The sequence below is a fragment of the Sporolactobacillus sp. STSJ-5 genome (assembly GCF_024385605.1).
Lineage (GTDB): Bacteria > Bacillota > Bacilli > Bacillales > Sporolactobacillaceae > Sporolactobacillus.
The window spans coordinates 38914-60396 of sequence record NZ_JANFOJ010000010.1 but is presented as its reverse complement, the minus strand read 5'-3'; the positions used below and the strand labels follow the sequence as shown (position 1 = coordinate 60396).

Below are 21483 nucleotides of genomic sequence, written 5' to 3'. Positions count from 1 at the left end.
AACTATCAAACTAGTGGTGAAAAATGTGAAATACGGATGGATGATCTATTCGAAATCAGCAATACATAATCGATATGGCAACAATGCATTTGCTTGGATGACGGAGACTGCCGCCAAACATCATATCCATTTGGATATTCTTTTTGTTGAAGACTTAATGATTCAAATCGCATCATCGGTGACTTTCTATCATAAAAATGAGCAGTTGAAGCTCCCGGATTTTGTTCTCATGCGTTGCTACAACAGAATTGTCGGCTCTCAATTGGAACAATTAGGGATCAGGGTCATCAATCCTATATCCGCCATGTTTCAGTCGCGCAACAAAGTCATTACGTCGCAGCTTCTCACTCATGCAGGGATTCCGACACCGAAAACCGTTTACACCGTTACGAATGACTATTCCCTGATTTCGAATCACTTTAGCAAAAAGCCTTTCATCTTAAAAGAGGTGGAAGGATCACAGGGAAAAAATGTTTTCTTAATCAAAAATGAACATGATTTTACAGAAGCATTCAACACAACAAAAGGGTATTGTCTTTGTCAGGAATACATGGACAACAGCTATGGCAAAGATCTTAGAGTGTATGTGCTTGGCGGGCGTGTAATAGGGAGTGTTCTTAGAAAATCAAAGTCAGGATTCAGAGCCAATTACTCATTAGGCGGCACCGCTGAGTTCTATGAAACGAGTAAAGCTATTGAATTGCTCTCAGTCCAAGCCGCAAAAGCTCTTAATCTGGAATTCTGCGGAATCGATTTATTATTCACCAACAACGGATTTACCGTTTGCGAAGTGAATGGTAATGCAGGCTTTAGGACCATATCAAAAGTATCCGATGTTGATATTGCCGAGGAATTATTTATTTATGTGGACCAAGTCGTTTATGGACATGAACCTGTGATTGGCAGTAGCGATTGTTAATGAAGAACTGATTAACAAATAAAATGAGAAGGCAGGGCGATTCGATGCATCGAGAATTAAGCAGCTCCGTAAGAGAAAATGTGATGAACCTTTTCCACTACCTGCATACCCATGCAGAGATCAGCATGAAAGAAACCGCAACGACCGCTTTTATTAAAGAAAAATTGGACGAGCTCGGATATCGTACGCGTACATTTGATGACTGTCCCGGTGTTATTGGCGAAATCGGCAGCGGAAAACCGATCGTCGCCTTACGTGCCGATATGGACGCGCTTTGGCAGGAAGTCAACGGTAAATTGCAGGCCAATCATTCCTGCGGCCATGATGCTCACATGTCGATGGTACTCGGAGCCGCCATGGTGCTGAAGGAAAAACTTGATTCTGGCGCAGGCACGGTTCGTCTTGTGTTCCAACCTGCTGAAGAAATCGGTCAAGGCGCTCTGGAGTTAAGCAGACGAGGCGTTCTGGACGATGCCGACTACTTCTACGGCGTACATCTGCGCCCTATTGAAGAAACAAAAGACGGCCGCGCCCGGCCTGCAATCCTGCACGGTGCCTGCGGCACGATCCGCGGCGTAATCGATGGTGAAGACGCACATGGTGCTCGTCCCCATCTCGGAACCAATAGCATTGAAGTCGCAGCCTCCATCGTGAATGCACTTGGACACCTCCACGTCAATCCGATGATCCCGAGTTCAGTCAAGATGACCAATCTCCATGCTGGCTCGGCAACCAACATTATACCGGGTCACGCTGAATTCAGTTTGGATGTGCGTGCACAGACAAATGAAGTCATGGCCGAATTCAAAAAGAAAATTAAACAGATTGTTCAAGGAGTAGCAGCGAGTTACGGAGTCAGCATAAGCCTTGACGATTCACATGGCAGCCCTGCCGCCGTTTCCGATCCCGAAGCGATCGCGATTATGGGGGCTGCTATTAAAGAGGTCCTTGGCGACGACCATTTCGACCCTGCCAGCTTATCAAGCGGCGGCGACGATTTCCATCAATATGCGATTCGCACACCAAAACTGAAATCGACGATGCTTGGACTCGGCTGCGATCTCAAGCCCGGCCTGCATCACCCATATATGACCTTTAACCACGATGCCATGTATGACGGCGTACTGATTTTAGCCACTGCAGTACTCAAGACATTTGAAAAAGTGAGCGGTTCCGCCGCGGTTAAGGAGTGATCGCCCTGAACGCGCAACGATCGAAGCAATTGCTGCAGGAAGCTCAGCTGCTGCAGCCCCAATTAACCGCATGGAGGCGTGATTTTCATCAGCATCCCGAGCTTGCTTTTGAAGAACAGCGCACCTCTGAAAAGGTTAGCTGCTTTCTCAAATCACTCAATCTTGAAATTAGCGGACCGTTTGCCGAAACCGGGATGGTTGCCTTACTTAAAGGCAAAAAGCCTGGCAAAACAATTGGTTTGAGAGCGGATATGGATGCACTTCCGATTCAGGAACAGAACACTTTCTGCTTCAAATCTGAGAATGACGGTAAAAGCCACGCCTGCGGCCACGATGCGCACACGGCCATGCTGATGGGTGCCGCGCAGCTTTTGGCAAAGCGTCAACCGGAGCACGGCAACATTGCCTTTCTCTTTCAGCCTGCCGAAGAGGTCAGCAAAGGAGCCAAAGCGATGATTGATGCCGGCGCCTTAAATGGAATTGACGAGATGGCTGGCCTTCACATTAATGCGGGTATCGATCTTGGCAAGATCGCCTTCTCAGGAAAGATTGGCTGCGGATCTACTGATTTTTTCTCTTTAACAATTATAGGAAAAGGCGGTCATGCGGCACATCCTGACCTTACCGTTGACTCTGTTGCAGTCACCGGGCAGGTGATTACTGCACTCCAGCAATTAGCCAGCCGCCAGATAGATCCCGCTGATCCCGTCGTTTTGACGATTGCTACCATCCATGGCGGAACGGCAAACAATGCCATTGCTCCTTTAGTCAAAATGACCGGAACGGTGCGTACATTGAATCCCGAACTGCGCAAAACGATGCCCGAACGAATGACGAGCATTGTAAAAGGCATCACCTCAGCCTTCGGAGCAGATTATGATCTAGACTACACATTCAGCTCACCATCGATCATTAACGACGACCGCATGACGCTGCTCGCACAGCAAACCGTTGATGCGCTGCTTGGCAAAGGTCATCGCTTGCAAAGTAAGCCGAGCCTCGGAGGAGAAGACTTCTCGTTCTACACGGAGCAGCTCCCATCCGTATTTTTTGTGCTTGGAGCAGGCAGCGATGCGATACCGCGTCACCCAAACCACCACCCGCAATTCACCGTTGACGAACGCGCCCTGCCTTACGGATCCGCCGTACTGGCCGCACTTGCTATGAATGCTCTTGAAAATTGAAAAAGGCTTCTGAACCGAACAAGCGGTTCAGAAGCTTTTTTAATAGACATTTTTCATGTATCGATGCGTTTTATTTGCACATCCGTTACTCAAGAACACTTTTATTTACGCAAAAAAAATCCTCCTAAAGGAAGATCTTCTTTCCTTATAATCAAAAACGCGGCCTTACACTTCCGAATTTGCTTGTTTCATTTCGATGCAGGCATCGACAAAGTGCTTGAATAAGTTGAGCATGGTTTCACTGCCGCCGGCGGTCATCGATTCCGGATGCCATTGGACACCCATCAATCCCTTCTCCGTCATATCAATGGCTTCAATAATACCGTCGGACGAGAATGCAGCAGTTTTCAAGCCATCTCCTATTTTGTCAATGGACTGATGATGAAGACTGTTGACAACAAGTGTTTCCTGCTCACCGAGCACTTGGTACAATCGAGTGTCTTTTTCAAGATGCACCCGATGACTGCCTTCACGACGCGGCACTTTTTGTTCATGCTGAATCGGATGTTCCAATTCACTGCCGATATCCTGAATCAATGTGCCTCCAAGCGCAACATTGATGACTTGAAGTCCGCGGCAGATGCCGAATACAGGCTTGCCTCGCTTCAACGATTCACGTACCAATTGCAACTCTGCTTTGTCACGTTCCGTATCAAATACGCCGCAGCCGGGCGTCGGATCTTCATTAAAGAATTGCGGATTCACATCACATCCGCCGCTGAGCAGAAATCCATCGCACAGTTCTGCATACCGCTCTGTGCATGGACCGGGAGCGATCGGCAGGATCAAAGGAACAGCGCCAGCCATTGTCAGCGAAGTTATATAATCTTTATGCGCATAATCACCTTCTGAAAAATTTGTGAGTTTTACAAAACCACTGGTGATTCCGATAATAGGTTTTGACACCGCTTCTACTCCCTTCTCGCTCTGGTCGTTTTACAGTTTAATATAATGATTTTTTACGAGCACGTCAACGTACCTCTGGAGATCACGAATTTATGGTGCCTCAAAGCTGATTTTGAGCTCGTTTTTCTTCATTTTACTTAAGTAACGGTAGATCGTCGCTTCCGAAGTCTTCAGCTCCTGGGCAACGGTTCCGACAATACCCTTGAGCAGGAAAATACCATTGTTGTTCAGCTGATGAACCACGTGCAGCTTTTCTTGCTGTGACATACGTTCTGACGGAACATTAACGCTTGAGACAATCTCCTTAATGCTGCTGATGGCAATATCTTCAATGGATGGACTGAGGTGTTCAACATGAGGTTCTTGATCACCGTCAACCGGTCGATCGATACCGACAAAGTCGCCTAGGTACTGAATCGCTTCCTCCATTTTGCGGAAATTGATGTTGATACACAGCATACCGATAATCTCATCGCTCTCGTCATAAATAAAATATGTCGATGATCTGAGGACCGTGCCGTCTTTGGATTTTCCTTCATAATTGGTGACGAAGGTTTTATGAGATTTTTTCCCTTCCTTCAATTTTTTTAAAATCAAATTTGTTGCCGGCGACCCAATCTTGCGATCTGTCAAAGTGGTATCGCTTAATGCAATCACCGAATGCTCCAAATCCCGCACATCGTGAAGAATGATTTCTGCGTCATCCCCCATCACATCGCTTAAAAAGGAGACAAATTTCTTATACCGCTGCAGTTTATCTTTAATGTTTGTCCTCCCCTTACTTTCAAAAATTCGACAGCCATCATGTTCGTATGTACAGTCGTATTAAACGTTCGCACGAGCAGCCATTAATTGTTGAAAAGCGCGCAGCACCATGCTTGTGCCCTTTTCAACATTTACTCGCGGCGTTGCAATATTCATTCGAAAAAAACCGTTTCCGGCTTCGCCGTACATGCTGCCCATTTGCAGCGCAACTCCGTTGGCAACAAATGCTTCATTCACTTCTTGTTCAGACAATCCCAGTTCCGCATAACTGATCCACATTAAATAGGTCGCATCACTGTCCATACATCGGAGTCCGTTAATTTGCGTGAGGTGTTTGCGAACGTAATCACTGTTTCCCTTTACATAGTCAAGCAGCTCGTTCATCCATTGCTCGCCTTTTTCATAAGCGGCCGTCATCGCTGCAATTTGAAAAGGATTGATTTCCGGATAAACCATGAGCTTTTGTTCACGTTTTATTTTTTCGGTAAGTTCGCGTTCAAATGTCAAAATATAGGATGGGCCGATTGCCGCCAAATTGAATGTTTTTGTCGGTGCCATTAACGTAATAATCGTGCACTTCCCGGCGGCAAGCTGTGCCATTGGCTGGTGTTTCATCCCGGGAAGTACGAGATCCGAGTGAATTTCATCCGCAATAATCGGCAACTCATACTTTACAGCCAGATCAATCACAACCTGCAATTCCTCCGGATCCCAGATGCGTCCGCCGGGATTATGCGGCGAACAAATGAGAATACACGAAACATTTTCTTCATTAATTTTACGTTCCATATCCTTAACATTCATAAAATAGCGGTTATCATGAATGTCGAGTTCCGATACAACCGGAACGCGCTCAAGCTGCTTTAGCTGCTCAAAAAAAGGATTATAAACCGGGTTATGGATCAAAACCTTATCCCCTTTTTTCGTCAGCACGCGTAGCGCAAGCGAAATACTTGATACCACGTTATGGTTGAAAACAATTGCTTCGCTCGGAACCTTCCAATCATAATGCTTACTCAGCCACGACTGTACCACCTGTTTCAAGGATTCAGGGGCATAGGTATAGCCGAAAATTTTCTGATTTAGGCATTCCTTCAGCGCGCCAAGAATGCAATCCGGTGCGCTGAAATCCATGTCAGCAATCCACATAGGGAGCAGCTGCGGCTTTCCATACAGACTTTCCGCCCCGTCCCATTTGACACAATTTGTATTTTTTCGTTCCACAATTTGATCAAAAATACATTTTGACACCGTATGTTACACCTCTTTTCAAAAGATCATTTTTCATCATTTCATCATGCTTAAAAAGAAATCATCATTTAAAAAATAATAATCTCGTATCAATTACGAGATAATTTGTTATCATAATAATAATTTATTTATTGTTTATATTTTCTTTCTTTTATAAAAATAAGTCAACATTTTTTTATAACTTTGGACATCTCTATGGAGACTATTGGCGCGCAGGTGAACTGATAGGGACTCTATTTCTTAATAGGACGTTCCCGCATGAGTCTTGCACTTACGTGTCTGATGTCCAACTTTTATTAATCCGAAACCCATTTACTTTCTTTTTGTATTAGAAAAACCGGGCAAAAAGCACTCGGTCGTTACTTCCGCAGGACGCGGTGACTTTCGCGTTGGAAAGTGCCTTTATCTCACTTCTGTTTTATTAAGCATTCTGGTCCTTCATTATGTAACGAGTAAAAATAAGCGGAGATTTTCCGCTTATATGCACCATGAAGGTTATTTCGCCGGTAAATAAGGGTAATTTTTCCGCTTATGCAAAGCAAAACTCTCCATTTTTCCGTTTTTCGATTCGATAAGCGGAATTCTTCCGTCTATTTAAGCTATTTTTTTGTTCGTTTTCTAAATAAGGGTAATTTTTCCGTCTATCTATCGGAATGGGTGCTTCACATGATCTCCCAATCGATAAGTGCGGATTAGAATCAACCTCTTATGACCTTATTGTCGTGCCGGCAGGGCAAAATCTTATACTTTCTTTTTGTATGATAAAAGCCTTTCCTTATAAAGGAGAGGCTTTTGCCGCAATGATGGCTCCGGAAAGCATCAATAGCCCAGTTCATATTTTGCAAATGGATCGCTGATCACAATTCGCTGCGCCTCTGCATCGCTCGTGCCGACGTATAGCGTCATCCGTCCTTCACTGCGAATGGCGCCGCCGGTGAAGACGACATCGCGAAGATCCGGGCGTTTTGTCGGTCCATCAATAAAATCTTGACGTGTGGCAATGATTTCAAGCGGTGAATGGCGTCCGGTCATCGGGTCCAAAGTAAAAATCATTGAGTAATAGTGTCGTTCCCCTTGGTGATCAAAATATGCGATATGTCCGAGCACACCTGCATTGCCATTTTTTAGTGGATGAATTTCATTGGCTCCGCCCCACTCGTCATCGGCAAAGTGTCCATCGAGCAACGGCGCACATTCAATTTTTTCCGTATCGAGCTCATCAAGCGAAGCGAGAAGCACATAGCCGATCTTACCGCGTCCTCCTTTTTCACCTTGAGGGCGGGTTAAAACCAGAATCAAGCCATTCGGCATTTGAGCAATTCGTATGTCCTTCATACCAACCGGTCCTTCAAAGAAAGGACGCAAAGAGCGAATGGTCTTGCCACGGAAAAATAACGTCCGCCAAGTCACATGGCCCTTCGTGTCATGCGCGACCCAAACTCCCCCAAAAAGCAGTAAATCATCGATTTTCGTGATAAACGGATCTTGAAGCGGGAAAAACGGCATGTCCTTCATTAAAATCCATCCATTTATATCTTGCTCAAAGAATCCGACATGGGCGCTTTCGCTGTCCCGAGATTCTACGCGCGCCGCGATGATCCGTCTTCCTTCATCATAAAAGGGAGCCGTGCAGTTATAAACATCCTTAGCACCAGCCCCCTTAAAATTTAGTTTTTCAACAGCGTACACAGTCGAATGATCAGCCATGTACTGCTCTAGTAAGTCCAAGCATTCTGTGACATGCTCCATGAATCTGCGCCTCCCGAAATAACACCGCGCTGATACGGCATCACCTCTACTATAGTCTTCTGAACACGCAAATTCATGTGTCGGCACCATTTTTGTACTGTCTCTATTCGTTATTTTGCTGAACACTGCGAATCAGCTTCTCAATCGCAGCATGCCGATCCGCGAAGGTGAAGATTGCTGATCCCGCAACAAATAATGTTGCTCCGGCATTAAAGCAGAGTGGAAGCGTTTCCGTATCCACGCCGCCATCTACCTCAATTTGAACCGACAGATTTGACGTAGCAATCATTTCATGTACAGCTTTTATTTTATCAATCATTGAAGGGAGAAAACGTTGACCGCCAAATCCGGGATCCACGGTCATGATCAAAACATAGTCGACATCCTTAATAATCGACTCCAGTGCTGATGCAGGTGTTGACGGATTCAATACGACTCCTGCTTTTGCTCCTCCGTCCTTGATCATCTGAATGGCGCGATGCAGATGTGTGCATGCTTCATAATGAACTGAAATCATGTCTGCGCCTGCGTCAAGAAACGATGGCAGTAAATGAATCGGCTCATCCACCATCAGATGCACATCTTGAGCGACCTGAGTATCCCGCTTCAATGCATGAACAACATTCGCACCCATGGTTATGTTCGGCACAAAATGCCCGTCCATGACGTCAACATGAATCAAATCAACATCTTTCTCTACATCCCGCACTTCATCTGCAAGACATGCGAAATTGGCAGATAAAATTGACGGTAAAATTTTCATGAATACTTCACTTCCTTCCTTTAATTGTAAACGTTTACGTATACAATCTATTTTAATCGTATTCCTCGGAAAATTAAAGCACCGCAGAGTTGGAGCCTTTTTTCTTTTCCAAATGGTCATTTTTAAGGTTGATTGATCTAAAAAAACCGCAGAGCCTTTAACAGGTTCTGCGGTCGTTCATTTAAATACACGATTTATTCAGATGCCCTCGCCATACGTTAATACATACTGTTCAGCGGCTTTTGACCACAATCCGTTATTTTGCACAAGTACCTCTTTTAAACCTGCGTAGAATGAATCCGAATGATCGCCTGTAACAATCTCTTCCAACGATTTGCGAGGCATATTCTTGTGTGTATAAATCAGTTTTTTTCCTCCTGGGATCGATGGCAGATTGAGGGTCGTATCTGCGACCGCATTTAAACCAAGAAGATGCGAAACTACTTTTTCAACCTTAACTTTTCGCTCTTCCACTAATTTAATTGCCGCACGCATATCATCGGTATTCCCGCCTGAAGTGCCAACATAGTGTGTGAAATTATAGTGCACGTCATACAGATTCACTTCTGCAGAGAAATTCTTATCTCGTGGACCTGCAAAGAAATTCAGGCACCCGTCTTTGGCAAGCAGGGTCGATGCTTGAGTAAGAACTGGTTTTACCGGAACAAGCACGAAGATATCATCATACGATTCATTATCGACAAATGACTGAAGATAAGCCACTTGGTCTTCTTGCTTGCTGACATTAACATAATGAAGATTTATTCCATCCTTCTTAGCATCCTCAGGTGAATACAATTTTGCAGCCGCCTGTAATTTTTCATCGGTGAGATCGGTCACAACGAGATTTTTTGGATTAATTGGACCATGCAATGCGTAATCAATCTGCAAAAGACCCATTGGACCCGTGCCGCCCATAATTAAGAGATTGCCGCCTTCTTTGATCCCCATTTTATGATCATAAGTGCCTTCAATGAGATGATAGTTCGCATTAAAGCCGCCGATAACACAAGAGAGCGGTTCCAATAATGAGCCTTCAAAATAGGTCTCCCCGTTGTATTCAAGTAAACAATCATGCTCCATAACTTCTTTAGGTATGACCACATAGGTCGCATCTCCTCCAATATACGGAAATGAATAACCTGGGCAATCCGGGCGGTCCGGCAGCTGAAGGTTCGGCTGAATGGCGAACTTGCTTCCTTCTTCAAATTTATCTTTCCATTTGTCTCCTACCTTGACAATCCTTCCACAAAATTCATGTCCGACAATAATCGGATTTTCCGCTATATCATTCGGAACTTTCTTGTGATCAGACGCGATCTTCGCTTCTTTCCAAGAAGACATGCAGATGCTGTCCGTTACAACCTCAGCAAGTATTTCGTCACTTTTTATTTCAGGAAGTTCAAATTTTTCTAATCTCAGGTCTTCTTTTCCATAGAGTCTAAGCGCAGTTGTTTTCATTTTTTCATTCTCCCTCTCGTTTTTCATTTTTTGTCTCTTGATTTATTTAAGAATACCTAACCAATAACCAAGGATCCCTACACCAAATAAGGCGAAAATAAGCAGAATCGGGCTTGCTTTCTTTTTCAGCAGATACATCATCAGAAACGTAAGACCAAGAGCGAGCAGCCCCGGACAGAGTTGATCCAGAATCCCTTGTACCGTCATTGTGGATTTGACGCCAGCCTGATTGGTTGTCTGCGAGATCACAACGGGCACATTAATTTTTGTCCATTTGGTAACAAGCACACCCATGACAAATAATCCGAGAATACTTGCACCTTCCGTCAGTTTCGTTAAGGTGTTAGAAGCCATATCCTTCACAATGCCCATGCCTGCCTGATAACCGTAGGTAATTCCGTACCACTTCAGTGCAAGCCGTACCGCGTTAAAGCTGATAAAGAAAAGCAATGGCCCCAAAATGTTGCCGTTAAGTGCAAAGGATGCACCTAGTGCAGCTGTAATCGGCCGCAAGGTCCCCCAAATGAGCGGATCACCGACACCGGCAAGGGGGCCCATTAAACCGACCTTTAGACTATTAATCGACCCGTCATCAATCGGTTCACCATCTGATCTTGCTTCTTCCATGGCAGCAGTTACACCGACAACGGGACCGCATACAGCCGGAGTCGTGTTAAAAAAAGCCAGATGGCGTTTTAAAGCAAGGCGCCGTTCTTCATCCGTTTTATAAAACTTTTTAATTGCAGGAATCATGTCAAAACAAAACCCTAATGCATGAATTCGTTCATAGTTAAAGGACGCTTGCTGAAAATTTGAACGAACGAACATATTAAATAAATCTTTTTTGTTTAACTTTTTAACCGCTCCACTCATCGCCTTCTCCTCCTAATCCTCAAGCATGTCGTCGGCAAGCGTTTCTGACGACCCCGTAGCTGCTGTCTGAGTATGTTGTTGATATTTTGGATTGAGCTGTGTATAGATAAAGGCCACAATCAAGCCTATTGCACCAAAGCTGAGCAAGCTGAAGTTCAAATAGGACGCCAAGATGAACCCAAGGAAGAAGAATGGCATCAAGTATTTAGCGCCCATCATATTGAGCACCATCGCATACCCGACGGCGACGATAAATCCTCCGGCAACATTCAAGCCTCCCGTAACCACATTAGGAATCGAGTTGAGCAGATGCTGCACGCTGCCGGCATTCATGAATACGGTCACCAAGAGTGCTGGAATCGCCACACGCAAAGCCTGAACAACGAGAGCGGACATGTGCAGGAAATCCAAGAGTCGGAAATTCACCTTCTCCGCAGCTCGATCCGCAGCATGTTGGAAGAAGACAGTAATTGTACGTGCGAACACCGTCAGCACTTGCCCGGCGGCCGCAACAGGCAAGGCAATGGCGATGCCTGCCTGAATACTTTGATGGCCAACAATAACAAGAATGGCCGAAATGATACTTGCAAGTGCTGAGTCCGGTGACTGAGCCGCCCCAATGTTCATCCAACCAAGAGCGATAAGTTCCAAAGTTCCGCCTAAAATAATGCCCGTTTGAATATCACCGAGAATGAGTCCAATGATTGTACAGGCAATCAACGGACGATGCGTTTGGAATTCATCCAAAACACTGCCCATGCCGGCAATACACGCGAAGACAAAGATGAGTATGACTTGGTACAGTTGTATTTCCATAAACTCGCCCCCTTCTAGTTAGTCGAAGACAACCCTTCGATTTTTTTCATGATATTAATTGGTGCATCGCTGTCCACGACACGCAATTCCAATTCAACGCCGCTCTCATTTAATTTCTTGAACGCCTCAATATCTTCGGATCCGAGCGAAACGGCCTTAGTAATTTGTGTTTTTCCTTCGCGATAAGCCATACCGCCGATATTCACCGTTTTAATGGGAACATTCTGTTCAACCATGCGCAGAACATCCGTGGGATTCGTGAATAAATAGAAAACGGTTTCATTTTTGTATAAAGGATTAAAATACACCTTGACTGCCTTATCCACTTCACAGACATTGACTTTCGTTCCCGGCGGTGCCGCTTGCTTAAGGAGTGTTTTGCGAATTTCATCATGTGCCACTTCATCACTGCACACGATAATTCGTTTCGCATTTGCCTTTTTTACCCAGACCGTTGTGACTTGCCCATGGATAAGACGATCATCAATTCGAGCAAAATGTATAATCATTAGAAATCCTCCTCTTCCTGTGCCTGTAATTCATCCCTCAATACTTTAAATGTGTCTGGCGCCGCTTGTTTCAGCCACGCAACAATTTCTTCAAGTGATTTAATCGTTTGATTAGAAACGGCCTCAAGACAAAGCGGAAGATTGACGCCGCTGACTAATTCAATCCCTTCATGAGTCATTGCATAGGCTGCCGACGCATTGTAAGGGCTTCCACAAAAGATATCAGTAAAAATCAAGGTTTCTTTTAAATGATTTACCTCAATTGTTTCTGCCAATTTCTTTTTGATGTCCTCCACATTTTCTCCAGGAACAAAACGGATCGGGAACACATTCTTCGCTTCACCAAAAATCATTTCAACAGATTTTTTTATCGATTCTGCAAGGTCTCCATGAGCACATACAATAATTGAATACATACGAACATCTCCCCGAACTTTTAACCTCTTGTCTTACCACCGGCAATATTGTAAGTAGTACCCGTAATATAACTTGCTCGATCCGAGCTCAGGAACAAGACAAGATCGGCAACTTCTGACAGCTTCCCATCACGTCTGAGCGGAATAGACTTGTTCGTGTATCCCTTGCGAAGCTGCTCTACGGTTATACCTCGCGTGTAGGCGAGCGCTTCTTCATACGCCGGCGTGCGAAGTCCCGTTTTTTCGAGAATACCCGGTGCGAGGCCAACTACTCTGACATTGTATTTTCCAAGCTCTTTTGACCAGGAGCGAGTAAAACTATAAATCGCTGCTTTTGTCGCCGCATAGGCACTTTGGCCTTCCGATCCCTCTAAACCGCTTTCAGAAACCATGTTGACAATGACCCCTTTGCCTGCCTTGACCATTTCTCTTCCTGCAATCTGTGAACAGAGGAATACACCCTTTTGGTTAATGCTGACCATCTTATCGAACGTTGCGTCGCTCAATTCGAATTTACTGTTTTCTTCCTTTGGGTCAATTAAGAGGCGCGGTAGATTAATTCCAGCATTATTTACAATGACATCAACGGATCCAAACTGCTTTTTGGCTGCATTCACAAGATTTCCAACGCTTGATCGATCAGTAACATTGGTTGATACAAAGAGAAGCTGATTATCTTTTGCCTTGTTATACAGATCTTGATCCGGTTCGTGCAAATCTGCTAGTACGACCTGAGCATCATTGTCTAGTAGGGCTTCGACGACCGCTTTACCAATCCCAGATGAACCTCCTGTTACAATAACTGTCTTGCCTTTAAGTCCGAGCCATTCACTCATGATAATACCTCCAGTACATTTTTATCAGGCTTCAATTGCACAATTGTGTTTTTAATGATCTTTTGTGATTACCCTTTTAGTATAATTTAAATATATAAGTTGTCAATTGTTCTTATGTTGCAAATTTGTTAACTTTTTAAGTGCTTTCATTATCTGTTTTACAAAAAGATGATCTTGGAATATAATAAATGGGTAGTTATATGCACATTTTCAATAAAGTTGACCATTTGTGCTCGATGAGGTGATGAAATGGATAACGTAGAAACGAAAAAAAAATATATTCAGATTGCTCAGCTGTACTATGAGCAGAATCTGACCCAAAATGAGATTGCTCAAAAGACCGGTATCAATCGAACATCAATCAGCCGAATTCTCAAGAAAATTCGAGAAGAGGGGATTGTAAAGATAACCATTAACTATGATCTGAATGACCTGTCACTAGCGGAAAAATTAGAGAAAACCTTTCATTTGAAAAAAGCGATCGTGATTCCTGTCGACCACCAGCAGCCCACTTCCGTAAAGCTTACGGCAATTGGTCAGGCTGCTGCAAAATTTCTCGATTCTGTTCTTGAAGATAATGATGTGATCGGCTTTTCCTGGGGAAGCAGCCTTGCAGCAACTGTTGAAGCGCTCGATCCGATGGATGTACACCAAAACATTTTTTGTGTGCCTATGGTGGGCGGTCCGGCAGGAAAACTCGAAAGCCGGTATCACGTCAATACAATTTGTTATCAAGCGGCAGAAAAACTTAAGGGACGCTCATTAATGATTGATGTCCCAGCAATCGTTGAGAAGCCGTCAATGAAAAGTGACTGGATGCAGACACAATACTATAAAGAGATTGCGAACATGTGGAACAACATCAGTGTCGCATTGATTGGCATAGGGTCAATCAACAGTACTGGTCATTCAACGTGGCGCGCATTCTACAGTGACAGCTCCGTTGAGAAATTCAAGGCAGAGTACGCAGTGGGCGATCTATGTTCCCGCTTTTATGATCGAGACGGCAATGAAGTGCAAACACATCTCTCAGACCGAACCCTCTCAATCCCGCTGGATATTCTGCACAGAACACGTTATACAATCGGCGTTGCAGAGTCTGAAGAGAAGATTTCCGGTATCCTTGGCGCATTAAATGGCGGCCATATTAATGTACTGATTACAACGGAAGAGACAGCTGACGGCTTACTAGAACAGGTAAATCAAGAACAAATGAATGAGAAAAAGAGCCAATGATCCTAAAATCGAGATCTTTGGCTCTTTTTAAACTTTATTTTTAATCGATCAGCCTGTATCGTTTATATTCTTAATTCTTGTTAATCACAAATTGTGAGGCAATCTGTCTCAGTTCATCAGCCAGCGCTGACAGACTTGTTGCATTGTGTGCAATTTCTTCCATAGACGCGGATTGTTGTTCTGCTGCTGCGGAGACATTTTCTGTCAACCCACTTGCGGTTTCCGACAAATGCGCAATGTCATCAATGCGATTGACAATCTCTCCGGTAGCCCCTGATATCGTCTGTACAGAATGGTTGACCTCATTCGCCGCTTCTGACACAGATGTCACCGTCTCTTCAATAGATGTGAATGTCTTTGTCGCTTCATCCGCGACAATAATGCCTTGATCAACTTGCTCAGTACTGGTTTGCATCGATTGCACAAGCTCGCGTACCTTTTCCAGAATAGAATCCTCAATTTCAGCAATCTTCTTCGAGGAATCTGAAGATTGGTTCGCCAGCTTCTGAATTTCTGCCGCGACGACACTGAATCCCTTACCTTGTTCACCGGCACGTGCCGCTTCGATCGCCGCATTTAATGACAAAAGGTGCGTCTGTGCGGCAATATCGTTAATTAAGCTGTTTGTGTAATTGATTAATTCCATCTTTTCAACCAAATCATTCAGCTCACCAGTAACCTTATTATTTGTTGATCGAATGTTTTTAATCTGTCCGGTTACCTGGTTCAACGAAACTTTTCCACTGTTTACGGTACCCATTGCTGCATCCGATTTATCACGAAGTGTACCCGCCTTCATCAAAATATTCTCGATTTCTTTATAAATAGCCGTAACGTTTTGTTTCGAAGCATCCACTTTCTCATTTTGATCTTGAGCACCGGCTGCGATATCCTGAATGGAATGGGCAACTTCATCAGATGTGGCCTTATTCTCTTCTGTTGAAGCTGTCAGTTCTTCAGAGGAAGAGGCGAGCGCAGTCGCTTTTTCATCCACATGTGACAAGACATCGCTTAGTGAATCAATCATTTGGTTGAATCCGATTCCCAAATGTTTAAATTCCTCAAATCCATCCGTATTTGCATAAGCAGTGAGATCCTTATTTGCAACCTTCTTTGCTACACTGATTAAATTTTTAATCGGACGAATGATCCATATTACGGCAACTAATGCAATCAGCGCCGCGATGATTGCTGTGATGCCTCCGACAATGATGGAACTCCAAAGAATGCTGTTTGTATTGCTCTCCACCTCACTCTGGAGCAGCGATCCGACAATCACCCAGCCAGTATCTTTATTCGTGACGTAAACATCTTGTTTGCGCACCCCTTTATAAACTGAGTTGAATGCGCCATGGCCCGATTGCTTCACACGTTTAAGTAATAACTTATCAGGAACCTTAACACCGGGCTTGAGGCTTGGATGGGCAACGATTTTTCCGTCACTGCTGATAATAAATGCATAGCCCTTTTGACCAATGTTTACTTCATTGGAAATCTTCTGAACATCATCCAGTTTTAGATCTAATCCGACCACGCCTTCTCCATCCGTAGTCGTTTCCGACAATGACACTACATAATCCTTCACTAGTTCCGATTGATAAGGTTCGTTGACAACAATATGGTGCGGATTCGCCATTGCGCTTTCGAACCATGGTCGTTTTGCAGGATTATAGTTGTTCGGTTTGATTAGTGACTGCGGTGTATACACATAGTGACCCTTTTTATCGCCGACATAAGCCTGAGCAAGGCCACTGTCTGATTGCTGTTGGGACAACAACGTATCCAGAATCTCACGATTGCCTCCACCTGTCATGTTGGCGGCCGACACGTGAGTGGATAAATAATCCAGTCTTGTTTTTTCTTTATCAATCATTTGGGTAATGTTTTGATTGAGCAGTGTCACACTATTTTTCGCACTGTCCTCCATTTGCGCCGTTACGGCATTCTTCGCGTTTATAAAAGAAAATGTGCCTACTATCGTTGCTGGAATGATGGTAAAACAAACCGCAGCGGTAATTAATACGCGTCGCAAATTCACTTGAACAAAGTGGAAATGAAATTGTTTTTTCTTTTTTGACATTATTCGACAAAAACCCCTTCCTTTCGCTCTTATTAATATATCGGAAACAGAAGGAGGTTTTGTAATAATAATTTCATATTACTATAATAATAATTTACGATTCATTAAGATTTTCTTTCAACTTTTCCCATTTATTGAATGTTCGTCATCATCGTTTACTCTCAACTTAATTAAAAATAATGGATTCATTAATTTTAACGCGCGGGTGCAGGGATTGAATAACCGGACAATTTTCTGCGATCTGATAAAACACATGTTCAATTTCCTTACGTACGCGTGCATTTGCTTTGATAAAAAATTGGACGTCGATCTTTGCGACTGGATTCGGATAATATACTCCGAGTTGATAATCAAACAAAACTTTTTTCAGTTCGTAGGGAATGCCGCGTTCGTCAAGCAGCTTTTCAAACACGTACGTGCTGCAAGCAGCCGCTGATGCTGCGATAAGCTGGACGGGTGAAAAGCCGGTCTCCTGGCTGATCGACCAATTTCCAAGCGTATGAACAAGCTCCAGGGTCTCAGAAGGTTGAATCAGTTCCATATCTGCCGCCTCCGAAAAATCGTTCTTTTTTTGCATTTACTCAATTGTATGGCTGGATTCATGTCAATATGAGCAGGCATTCGAACGCAATATATTAAAAATACGGTAACTTTTTTTCAACACATTCTGAAAAAAAAGTCGAAATTTTGCTATACTATTGGAATGGTATGGAAGTAAGCCGAGCGGTGGATGACCAACTGCTTCTCTGCCGCAGCATTTCTTCGCACACCGTTCACTTCTGAACGATTTCGACAGTTAAAAGGAGAAAAACATGGTTAGAAAAAATGAATCGGGCAACTCAAGAAGTACACTTAGAAAATCAAGAAAACATCATCGCGTTCTTCGTATCGTTTTGTTGAGTCTCGCACTCCTGCTGATCGCAGGAACGGCTTATGGATTCTTTGAATATCATCGTCTCAAACCGGAAAACCATTTTAATAATCTTAAAACCGTCGGCGGCACTTCGAAAAGCACAAGCAACTATAAAGAAAAAGCCGGCACATTCAATGTACTGCTGATCGGATCGGATGCACGAAAGGGCAACACGGCGAGCCATACGGATTCGATGGTCTTGATCCACGCTGATCTGAACAATCATACATACAATATGCTGAGCATTCCGCGAGACACGCGTGTATACATGCAAGGCTACGGCTATACGAAGCTGACCAGCGTACAGTATATTTCGCAAGTAAAACAAGGCGAAAAAAAAGGAATTGTTTCAGCCGTACAAGCCGTGTCTAATCTCACCGGTGTTCCGATTCACTACTATGCCGAAACTAACTATTGGGGGCTGCAATATATGGTTGACGCACTCGGCGGTATTGATATAAACCTGCCATTCAAGGTGACGCTCACCCATCCCTGGTATAAGAGAAACGCAGGCAAAACCTTTGCACCAGGTGTTCACACGGTGAACGGTGAAATGGCCGCTGAACTTACCCACGAACGTTATTCATTGCCCGGCACTGACTACGGACGCCAACAGTTGCAGCAAGCTGCGCTGATCGGTATCGCCAAAAAAATAATGCAGCCGTCAAATGTCACTCGACTGCCTGCCCTTTCCCGTTCACTGTCTAAATTTTTGGTTGCGACCAACATGTCTACAGAAGATATGGTCAGTGTGGGGCTTGGTGTCAAAGGCGACTTTCATCCGGAAAGTCAGATCAAATACCGCCAAGTTAAGGGAAGCAGTGCCACCATGTATGATGATCTGCTCAAGGCTAACAACAGCCAAATCATTCTGAACAAGAACGAGCTTCAGACAACGATTAAGAAATATTTCTCGAATTAAAATAAATAAAAGAGCCGTTCCGCATTTTGCGAAACGGCTCTTTTATTAGAGCAATAAAGCCGGGATCATCCATCCCGACTTTATTTTTCGGATAAATTTTGATAGATACTCTTCAAACGCTCTTTTGTTATCTCAACCGGATTATTGCTCATGTTCGGTGCAAAGCTTTTGCTCACCAAATCATCAAGATCTGCAGAATTAATACCCGCTTCTTCCAACGTTGTATGAAGCTTCATTTCCCTTTTCATCATATCCATCCGATCGGCCAGCGCAGCACTGTCCTTAAACCCCAACCGTTTACTGAATGCCTGCAGCCGTTCTGTTTCTGGGCCTTCGCTGCTGTTCAGCCTCCAGAAAGAAGGTAAAGTAAAGGCGCATGCATCCCCATGGGGAATTCCATAGTCCTGAGTCAATGGATAGGAACAGGCATGTGCTGCAGCCGTTTGAGTGATGCCGAATGCAAGGCCTGCCGTTACCGACGCCTCACTCATTTTTGCTCGTGCTTCTTGATTGTCCGGCTCACGGTACGCAGTGAGCAGATAATCAAAAACAAGTGTGGCTGCACGTTCTGCCGCAAGATCGGTCAGCGGCTGATGCTTTTTGCCGTAATAGGCCTCTAGCGAATGTGCGAGCACATCAAATCCGCTCGCAGCCGTCACCCTTGGCGGACAGGTCATCGTTAATTCCGGATCAACAAGCGCATAGACCGGATAGAGATAATCGCTTGCCAGCAATGCTTTGACTCCGCGCTCCGTATCGGTCAATACCGAAGCCGTTGTCACCTCACTTGCCGTTCCGGATGTTGTCGGAACAGCAATCAGCGGAATCCCCGCATGATCGATCTTCCGCTCACCCGAAAGAAAATCTGCCGCACTGTATGGTGTCCCGGCAACAAAACACGCTGCCTTCGCACAATCCATGACGCTTCCCCCGCCGAGCGCGATCGCAAAGGTGCATTTATCTTTGCGGAGCATCGCTGCACACGCGTCCGTATTTAAGACGGTCGGGTTCGGTTGAATATCTGAGAAAACACCAATAATGCGTCCGCCCGATTGCTCCATGACACGCTGTGCGATTCCAGCGCGTACCATCGACGGCGCGCTGATTAACAAGCCGCGATCCAGATTCATTTGAGCCAGAATTTCCGGCATCCGGCTGAGTTTTCCGAAGCCGAAGTCAATGGGTACCGGTTGTTTATAATAAAAATTCTCCACATATGTCACCTTCTTTTCATTTCAATCCAACCGTTTGATCAACAAATAGGACATGGTCTTCAAAATGCCGTAACACATCTTCAAACAGATTCATTGCTTCATTAAGTTCTTCTTCACTAATAATAAGCGGAGGTGCAATGATGACGCTTGACTCATGAGAATAGGTGTAAAATCCATATTCACTCAACATGCTGATGAATGTGGACATCAGGCCGACCTTATCTTTCCCATAATCCATGCCGTATGCGATCAAAGGTTCCTTTGTTTTTTTGTCTTTAACAAGCTCAACCGCCGCAAAGAGTCCGATATAGCGCACATCGCCGACCGAATCAAAACGGCGCAGCTTCTCAAGACGAGCCGCAAGAATGTTGCCCATCGCCGCGCTGTGCTCGATCACATGCTCTTCTTTGTAAATATCCATCGTTCGGCAGCCGATCTGAGTCGATACCGTGTGTCCACTATACGTCAGACCTGTCATCAGCACATGATCGTCAAAATAGTCGGCTATTTTTTGATTGACGATCACGCCGCCAAGCGGACTGTAACCGCATGTGACACCTTTCGCAAACGTCATCATATCCGGCTCGAAATCAAAATGATCAACCGCGAACATTTTTCCCGTGCGACCGAACCCGGACATCACTTCGTCACAGATCATCAAAATGCCATATTGGTCGCACAGCTCTCGGATACCTTCCAGATACCCTTTTGGAGGCACAAGCACACCATTGCTTCCGGGGATCGGTTCCATGAAAATCGCAGCGATCTGCTCCGGTCCCTCATACAGAATCTGACTGTTCAACCGATCCAGATAATAGTCGGAGACCGCTTCTTCACTCTCGAAATGGAGAAACTCACGATATAAATAGGGGGTATCAAACTTAATGAAGCCCGGAAGCCCTGGCTCAACAGCAAACCGGCGCCCCTCCCCGGAAAGATTGCCTGCACCGAATGTTGCGCCATGATAAGAACGATAACGCGAAAAAATTTTATAACGCCCGGTAACCATTCGCGCAATTTTTACCGCATGATCATTTGAGTCCGCACCGCCGTTTGCGAAAAAGACTTTCGCCATGCTGCTTGGTGCAGCTTCGATGATTTTCTTTGCAAGCTCTGCTTTCGATGCCGTCGCAAACCCAGGAGATGCAAGCGGAATCTCGCCGATATGCTTAAATTCATCCATCAACTTCGGGTGACTGTGCCCGACATTCAAATACACTAGCTGGGAACACATATCATAATACTTCTTTCCCTCTTCATCCCAAAAGAAAATGCCTTCGCCTTTTTGAATCACCTTTGGATGAACATTCTTCTGCTTTGACCATGAATGCAGCACGTATTTTTGATCGTCCTGCTTGATTTGTGCAACGTTCACTTTTTCCATAATAACCCGCCTCTCCCTAGTGACTGATCCTTTAAATTTCACTATAAAGCACAGGAAACGGAAAACAAGCAGCACAAAAACGAAAAAAATTGT

At 44.6% G+C, this 21483-nt stretch carries 20 protein-coding genes; 5 read left to right on the top strand and 15 right to left on the bottom strand.

What is annotated here, in order from left to right:
• Positions 1–25: 25 nt before the first annotated feature.
• Genes NOM01_RS10655 through NOM01_RS10645 form a run of 3 tightly spaced genes read left to right on the top strand, consistent with a single transcriptional unit; the run spans position 26 to position 3296 of the window.
• A complete protein-coding gene (locus tag NOM01_RS10655) occupies positions 26–919 on the top strand; it encodes an ATP-grasp domain-containing protein (protein ID WP_255748470.1) in 894 nt (297 codons plus the stop codon).
• Between the two features lie 23 nt (positions 920–942).
• The gene (locus NOM01_RS10650; RefSeq protein ID WP_370646057.1) at positions 943–2112 is read left to right on the top strand and encodes a M20 peptidase aminoacylase family protein; all 1170 of its coding nucleotides are present in this window, start codon (positions 943–945) and stop codon (positions 2110–2112) included.
• Positions 2109–3296, top strand: coding sequence for a M20 metallopeptidase family protein (locus NOM01_RS10645; protein ID WP_255748469.1), 1188 nt, complete (start codon positions 2109–2111; stop codon positions 3294–3296). Before NOM01_RS10650 ends, NOM01_RS10645 begins: the two co-directional genes overlap by 4 nt.
• Positions 3297–3461: 165 nt before the next feature.
• Here NOM01_RS10645 and NOM01_RS10640 read toward each other — a convergent pair whose 3' ends face one another.
• The 11 genes from NOM01_RS10640 to NOM01_RS10590 form a co-directional block, all read right to left on the bottom strand.
• Positions 3462–4202, bottom strand: coding sequence for a gamma-glutamyl-gamma-aminobutyrate hydrolase family protein (locus tag NOM01_RS10640; protein WP_255748468.1), 741 nt, complete (start codon positions 4200–4202; stop codon positions 3462–3464).
• A gap of 90 nt (positions 4203–4292) precedes the next feature.
• Positions 4293–4994, bottom strand: a complete 702-nt coding sequence (locus NOM01_RS10635) for a helix-turn-helix transcriptional regulator (RefSeq protein WP_370646064.1) — start codon at positions 4992–4994, stop codon at positions 4293–4295.
• A gap of 33 nt (positions 4995–5027) precedes the next feature.
• Entirely contained in the window at positions 5028–6218 is a 1191-nt protein-coding gene (locus NOM01_RS10630) for a MalY/PatB family protein (protein ID WP_255748467.1), read from the bottom strand.
• Positions 6219–7037: 819 nt separating this feature from the next.
• Positions 7038–7967 (bottom strand): DUF1861 family protein, encoded by a 930-nt coding sequence (locus NOM01_RS10625; protein WP_255748466.1) that lies wholly within the window; start codon positions 7965–7967, stop codon positions 7038–7040.
• A gap of 103 nt (positions 7968–8070) precedes the next feature.
• Complete coding sequence (gene rpe / locus NOM01_RS10620) at positions 8071–8730, bottom strand: ribulose-phosphate 3-epimerase (RefSeq protein ID WP_255748464.1); 660 nt, start codon at positions 8728–8730, stop codon at positions 8071–8073.
• Between the two features lie 198 nt (positions 8731–8928).
• Entirely contained in the window at positions 8929–10191 is a 1263-nt protein-coding gene (locus NOM01_RS10615) for a zinc-binding dehydrogenase (RefSeq protein WP_255748463.1), read from the bottom strand.
• 42 nt (positions 10192–10233) lie between these two features.
• Complete coding sequence (locus NOM01_RS10610) at positions 10234–11064, bottom strand: PTS system mannose/fructose/sorbose family transporter subunit IID (protein WP_255748462.1); 831 nt, start codon at positions 11062–11064, stop codon at positions 10234–10236.
• 12 nt (positions 11065–11076) lie between these two features.
• Positions 11077–11874, bottom strand: coding sequence for a PTS mannose/fructose/sorbose transporter subunit IIC (locus NOM01_RS10605; protein WP_370646063.1), 798 nt, complete (start codon positions 11872–11874; stop codon positions 11077–11079).
• Positions 11875–11894: 20 nt separating this feature from the next.
• A complete protein-coding gene (locus NOM01_RS10600) occupies positions 11895–12389 on the bottom strand; it encodes a mannose/fructose/sorbose PTS transporter subunit IIB (RefSeq protein ID WP_255748460.1) in 495 nt (164 codons plus the stop codon).
• Positions 12389–12805 (bottom strand): PTS sugar transporter subunit IIA, encoded by a 417-nt coding sequence (locus NOM01_RS10595; RefSeq protein ID WP_255748459.1) that lies wholly within the window; start codon positions 12803–12805, stop codon positions 12389–12391. The genes NOM01_RS10600 and NOM01_RS10595 overlap by 1 nt, the downstream gene beginning before the upstream one ends.
• Positions 12806–12825: 20 nt before the next feature.
• Positions 12826–13641: an SDR family oxidoreductase gene (locus NOM01_RS10590; protein ID WP_255748458.1), complete on the bottom strand. Its 816-nt coding sequence runs from the start codon at positions 13639–13641 to the stop codon at positions 12826–12828.
• A 249-nt stretch (positions 13642–13890) separates the two neighbouring features.
• Here NOM01_RS10590 and NOM01_RS10585 point away from each other — a divergent pair, with 249 nt between their 5' ends.
• Positions 13891–14877 carry a sugar-binding transcriptional regulator gene (locus NOM01_RS10585; RefSeq protein WP_255748457.1) on the top strand — a complete coding sequence of 329 codons (987 nt, stop codon included), beginning with the start codon at positions 13891–13893 and terminating at the stop codon, positions 14875–14877.
• Positions 14878–14947: 70 nt separating this feature from the next.
• Here the strand turns inward: NOM01_RS10585 and NOM01_RS10580 are convergent, their stop codons facing one another.
• Together NOM01_RS10580 and NOM01_RS10575 are read right to left on the bottom strand one after the other, a co-directional pair.
• Positions 14948–16957, bottom strand: a complete 2010-nt coding sequence (locus NOM01_RS10580; protein WP_255748456.1) for a methyl-accepting chemotaxis protein — start codon at positions 16955–16957, stop codon at positions 14948–14950.
• Positions 16958–17123: 166 nt separating this feature from the next.
• On the bottom strand, positions 17124–17498 hold the full coding sequence (locus tag NOM01_RS10575) for an OsmC family protein (protein ID WP_255748455.1): 375 nt from the start codon (positions 17496–17498) through the stop codon (positions 17124–17126).
• Between the two features lie 271 nt (positions 17499–17769).
• Between NOM01_RS10575 and NOM01_RS10570 the strand changes: the two genes are divergently transcribed.
• A complete protein-coding gene (locus NOM01_RS10570) occupies positions 17770–18792 on the top strand; it encodes an LCP family protein (protein ID WP_255748454.1) in 1023 nt (340 codons plus the stop codon).
• A gap of 80 nt (positions 18793–18872) precedes the next feature.
• Here the strand turns inward: NOM01_RS10570 and NOM01_RS10565 are convergent, their stop codons facing one another.
• Positions 18873–20006 (bottom strand): iron-containing alcohol dehydrogenase family protein, encoded by a 1134-nt coding sequence (locus NOM01_RS10565; RefSeq protein WP_255748453.1) that lies wholly within the window; start codon positions 20004–20006, stop codon positions 18873–18875.
• Positions 20007–20022: 16 nt separating this feature from the next.
• Positions 20023–21390 carry an aminotransferase class III-fold pyridoxal phosphate-dependent enzyme gene (locus NOM01_RS10560; RefSeq protein ID WP_255748452.1) on the bottom strand — a complete coding sequence of 456 codons (1368 nt, stop codon included), beginning with the start codon at positions 21388–21390 and terminating at the stop codon, positions 20023–20025.
• Between the last annotated feature and the right edge of the window lie 93 nt (positions 21391–21483).

Bases quoted from the DNA above. Each gene is read 5' to 3' on its own strand.
- NOM01_RS10650 (WP_370646057.1), top strand. From the start codon at position 943: ATGAGAAGGCAGGGCGATTCGATGCATCGAGAATTAAGCAGCTCCGTA.
- NOM01_RS10625 (WP_255748466.1), bottom strand. From the start codon at position 7,967: ATGGAGCATGTCACAGAATGCTTGGACTTACTAGAGCAGTACATGGCT.
- rpe (WP_255748464.1), bottom strand. From the start codon at position 8,730: ATGAAAATTTTACCGTCAATTTTATCTGCCAATTTCGCATGTCTTGCA.
- NOM01_RS10580 (WP_255748456.1), bottom strand. From the start codon at position 16,957: ATGTCAAAAAAGAAAAAACAATTTCATTTCCACTTTGTTCAAGTGAAT.
- NOM01_RS10615 (WP_255748463.1), bottom strand. From the start codon at position 10,191: ATGAAAACAACTGCGCTTAGACTCTATGGAAAAGAAGACCTGAGATTA.
- NOM01_RS10585 (WP_255748457.1), top strand. From the start codon at position 13,891: ATGGATAACGTAGAAACGAAAAAAAAATATATTCAGATTGCTCAGCTG.
- NOM01_RS10570 (WP_255748454.1), top strand. From the start codon at position 17,770: ATGGTTAGAAAAAATGAATCGGGCAACTCAAGAAGTACACTTAGAAAA.
- NOM01_RS10560 (WP_255748452.1), bottom strand. From the start codon at position 21,390: ATGGAAAAAGTGAACGTTGCACAAATCAAGCAGGACGATCAAAAATAC.
- NOM01_RS10590 (WP_255748458.1), bottom strand. From the start codon at position 13,641: ATGAGTGAATGGCTCGGACTTAAAGGCAAGACAGTTATTGTAACAGGA.
- NOM01_RS10600 (WP_255748460.1), bottom strand. From the start codon at position 12,389: ATGATTATACATTTTGCTCGAATTGATGATCGTCTTATCCATGGGCAA.
- NOM01_RS10610 (WP_255748462.1), bottom strand. From the start codon at position 11,064: ATGAGTGGAGCGGTTAAAAAGTTAAACAAAAAAGATTTATTTAATATG.
- NOM01_RS10595 (WP_255748459.1), bottom strand. From the start codon at position 12,805: ATGTATTCAATTATTGTATGTGCTCATGGAGACCTTGCAGAATCGATA.
- NOM01_RS10575 (WP_255748455.1), bottom strand. From the start codon at position 17,498: ATGGAACTGATTCAACCTTCTGAGACCCTGGAGCTTGTTCATACGCTT.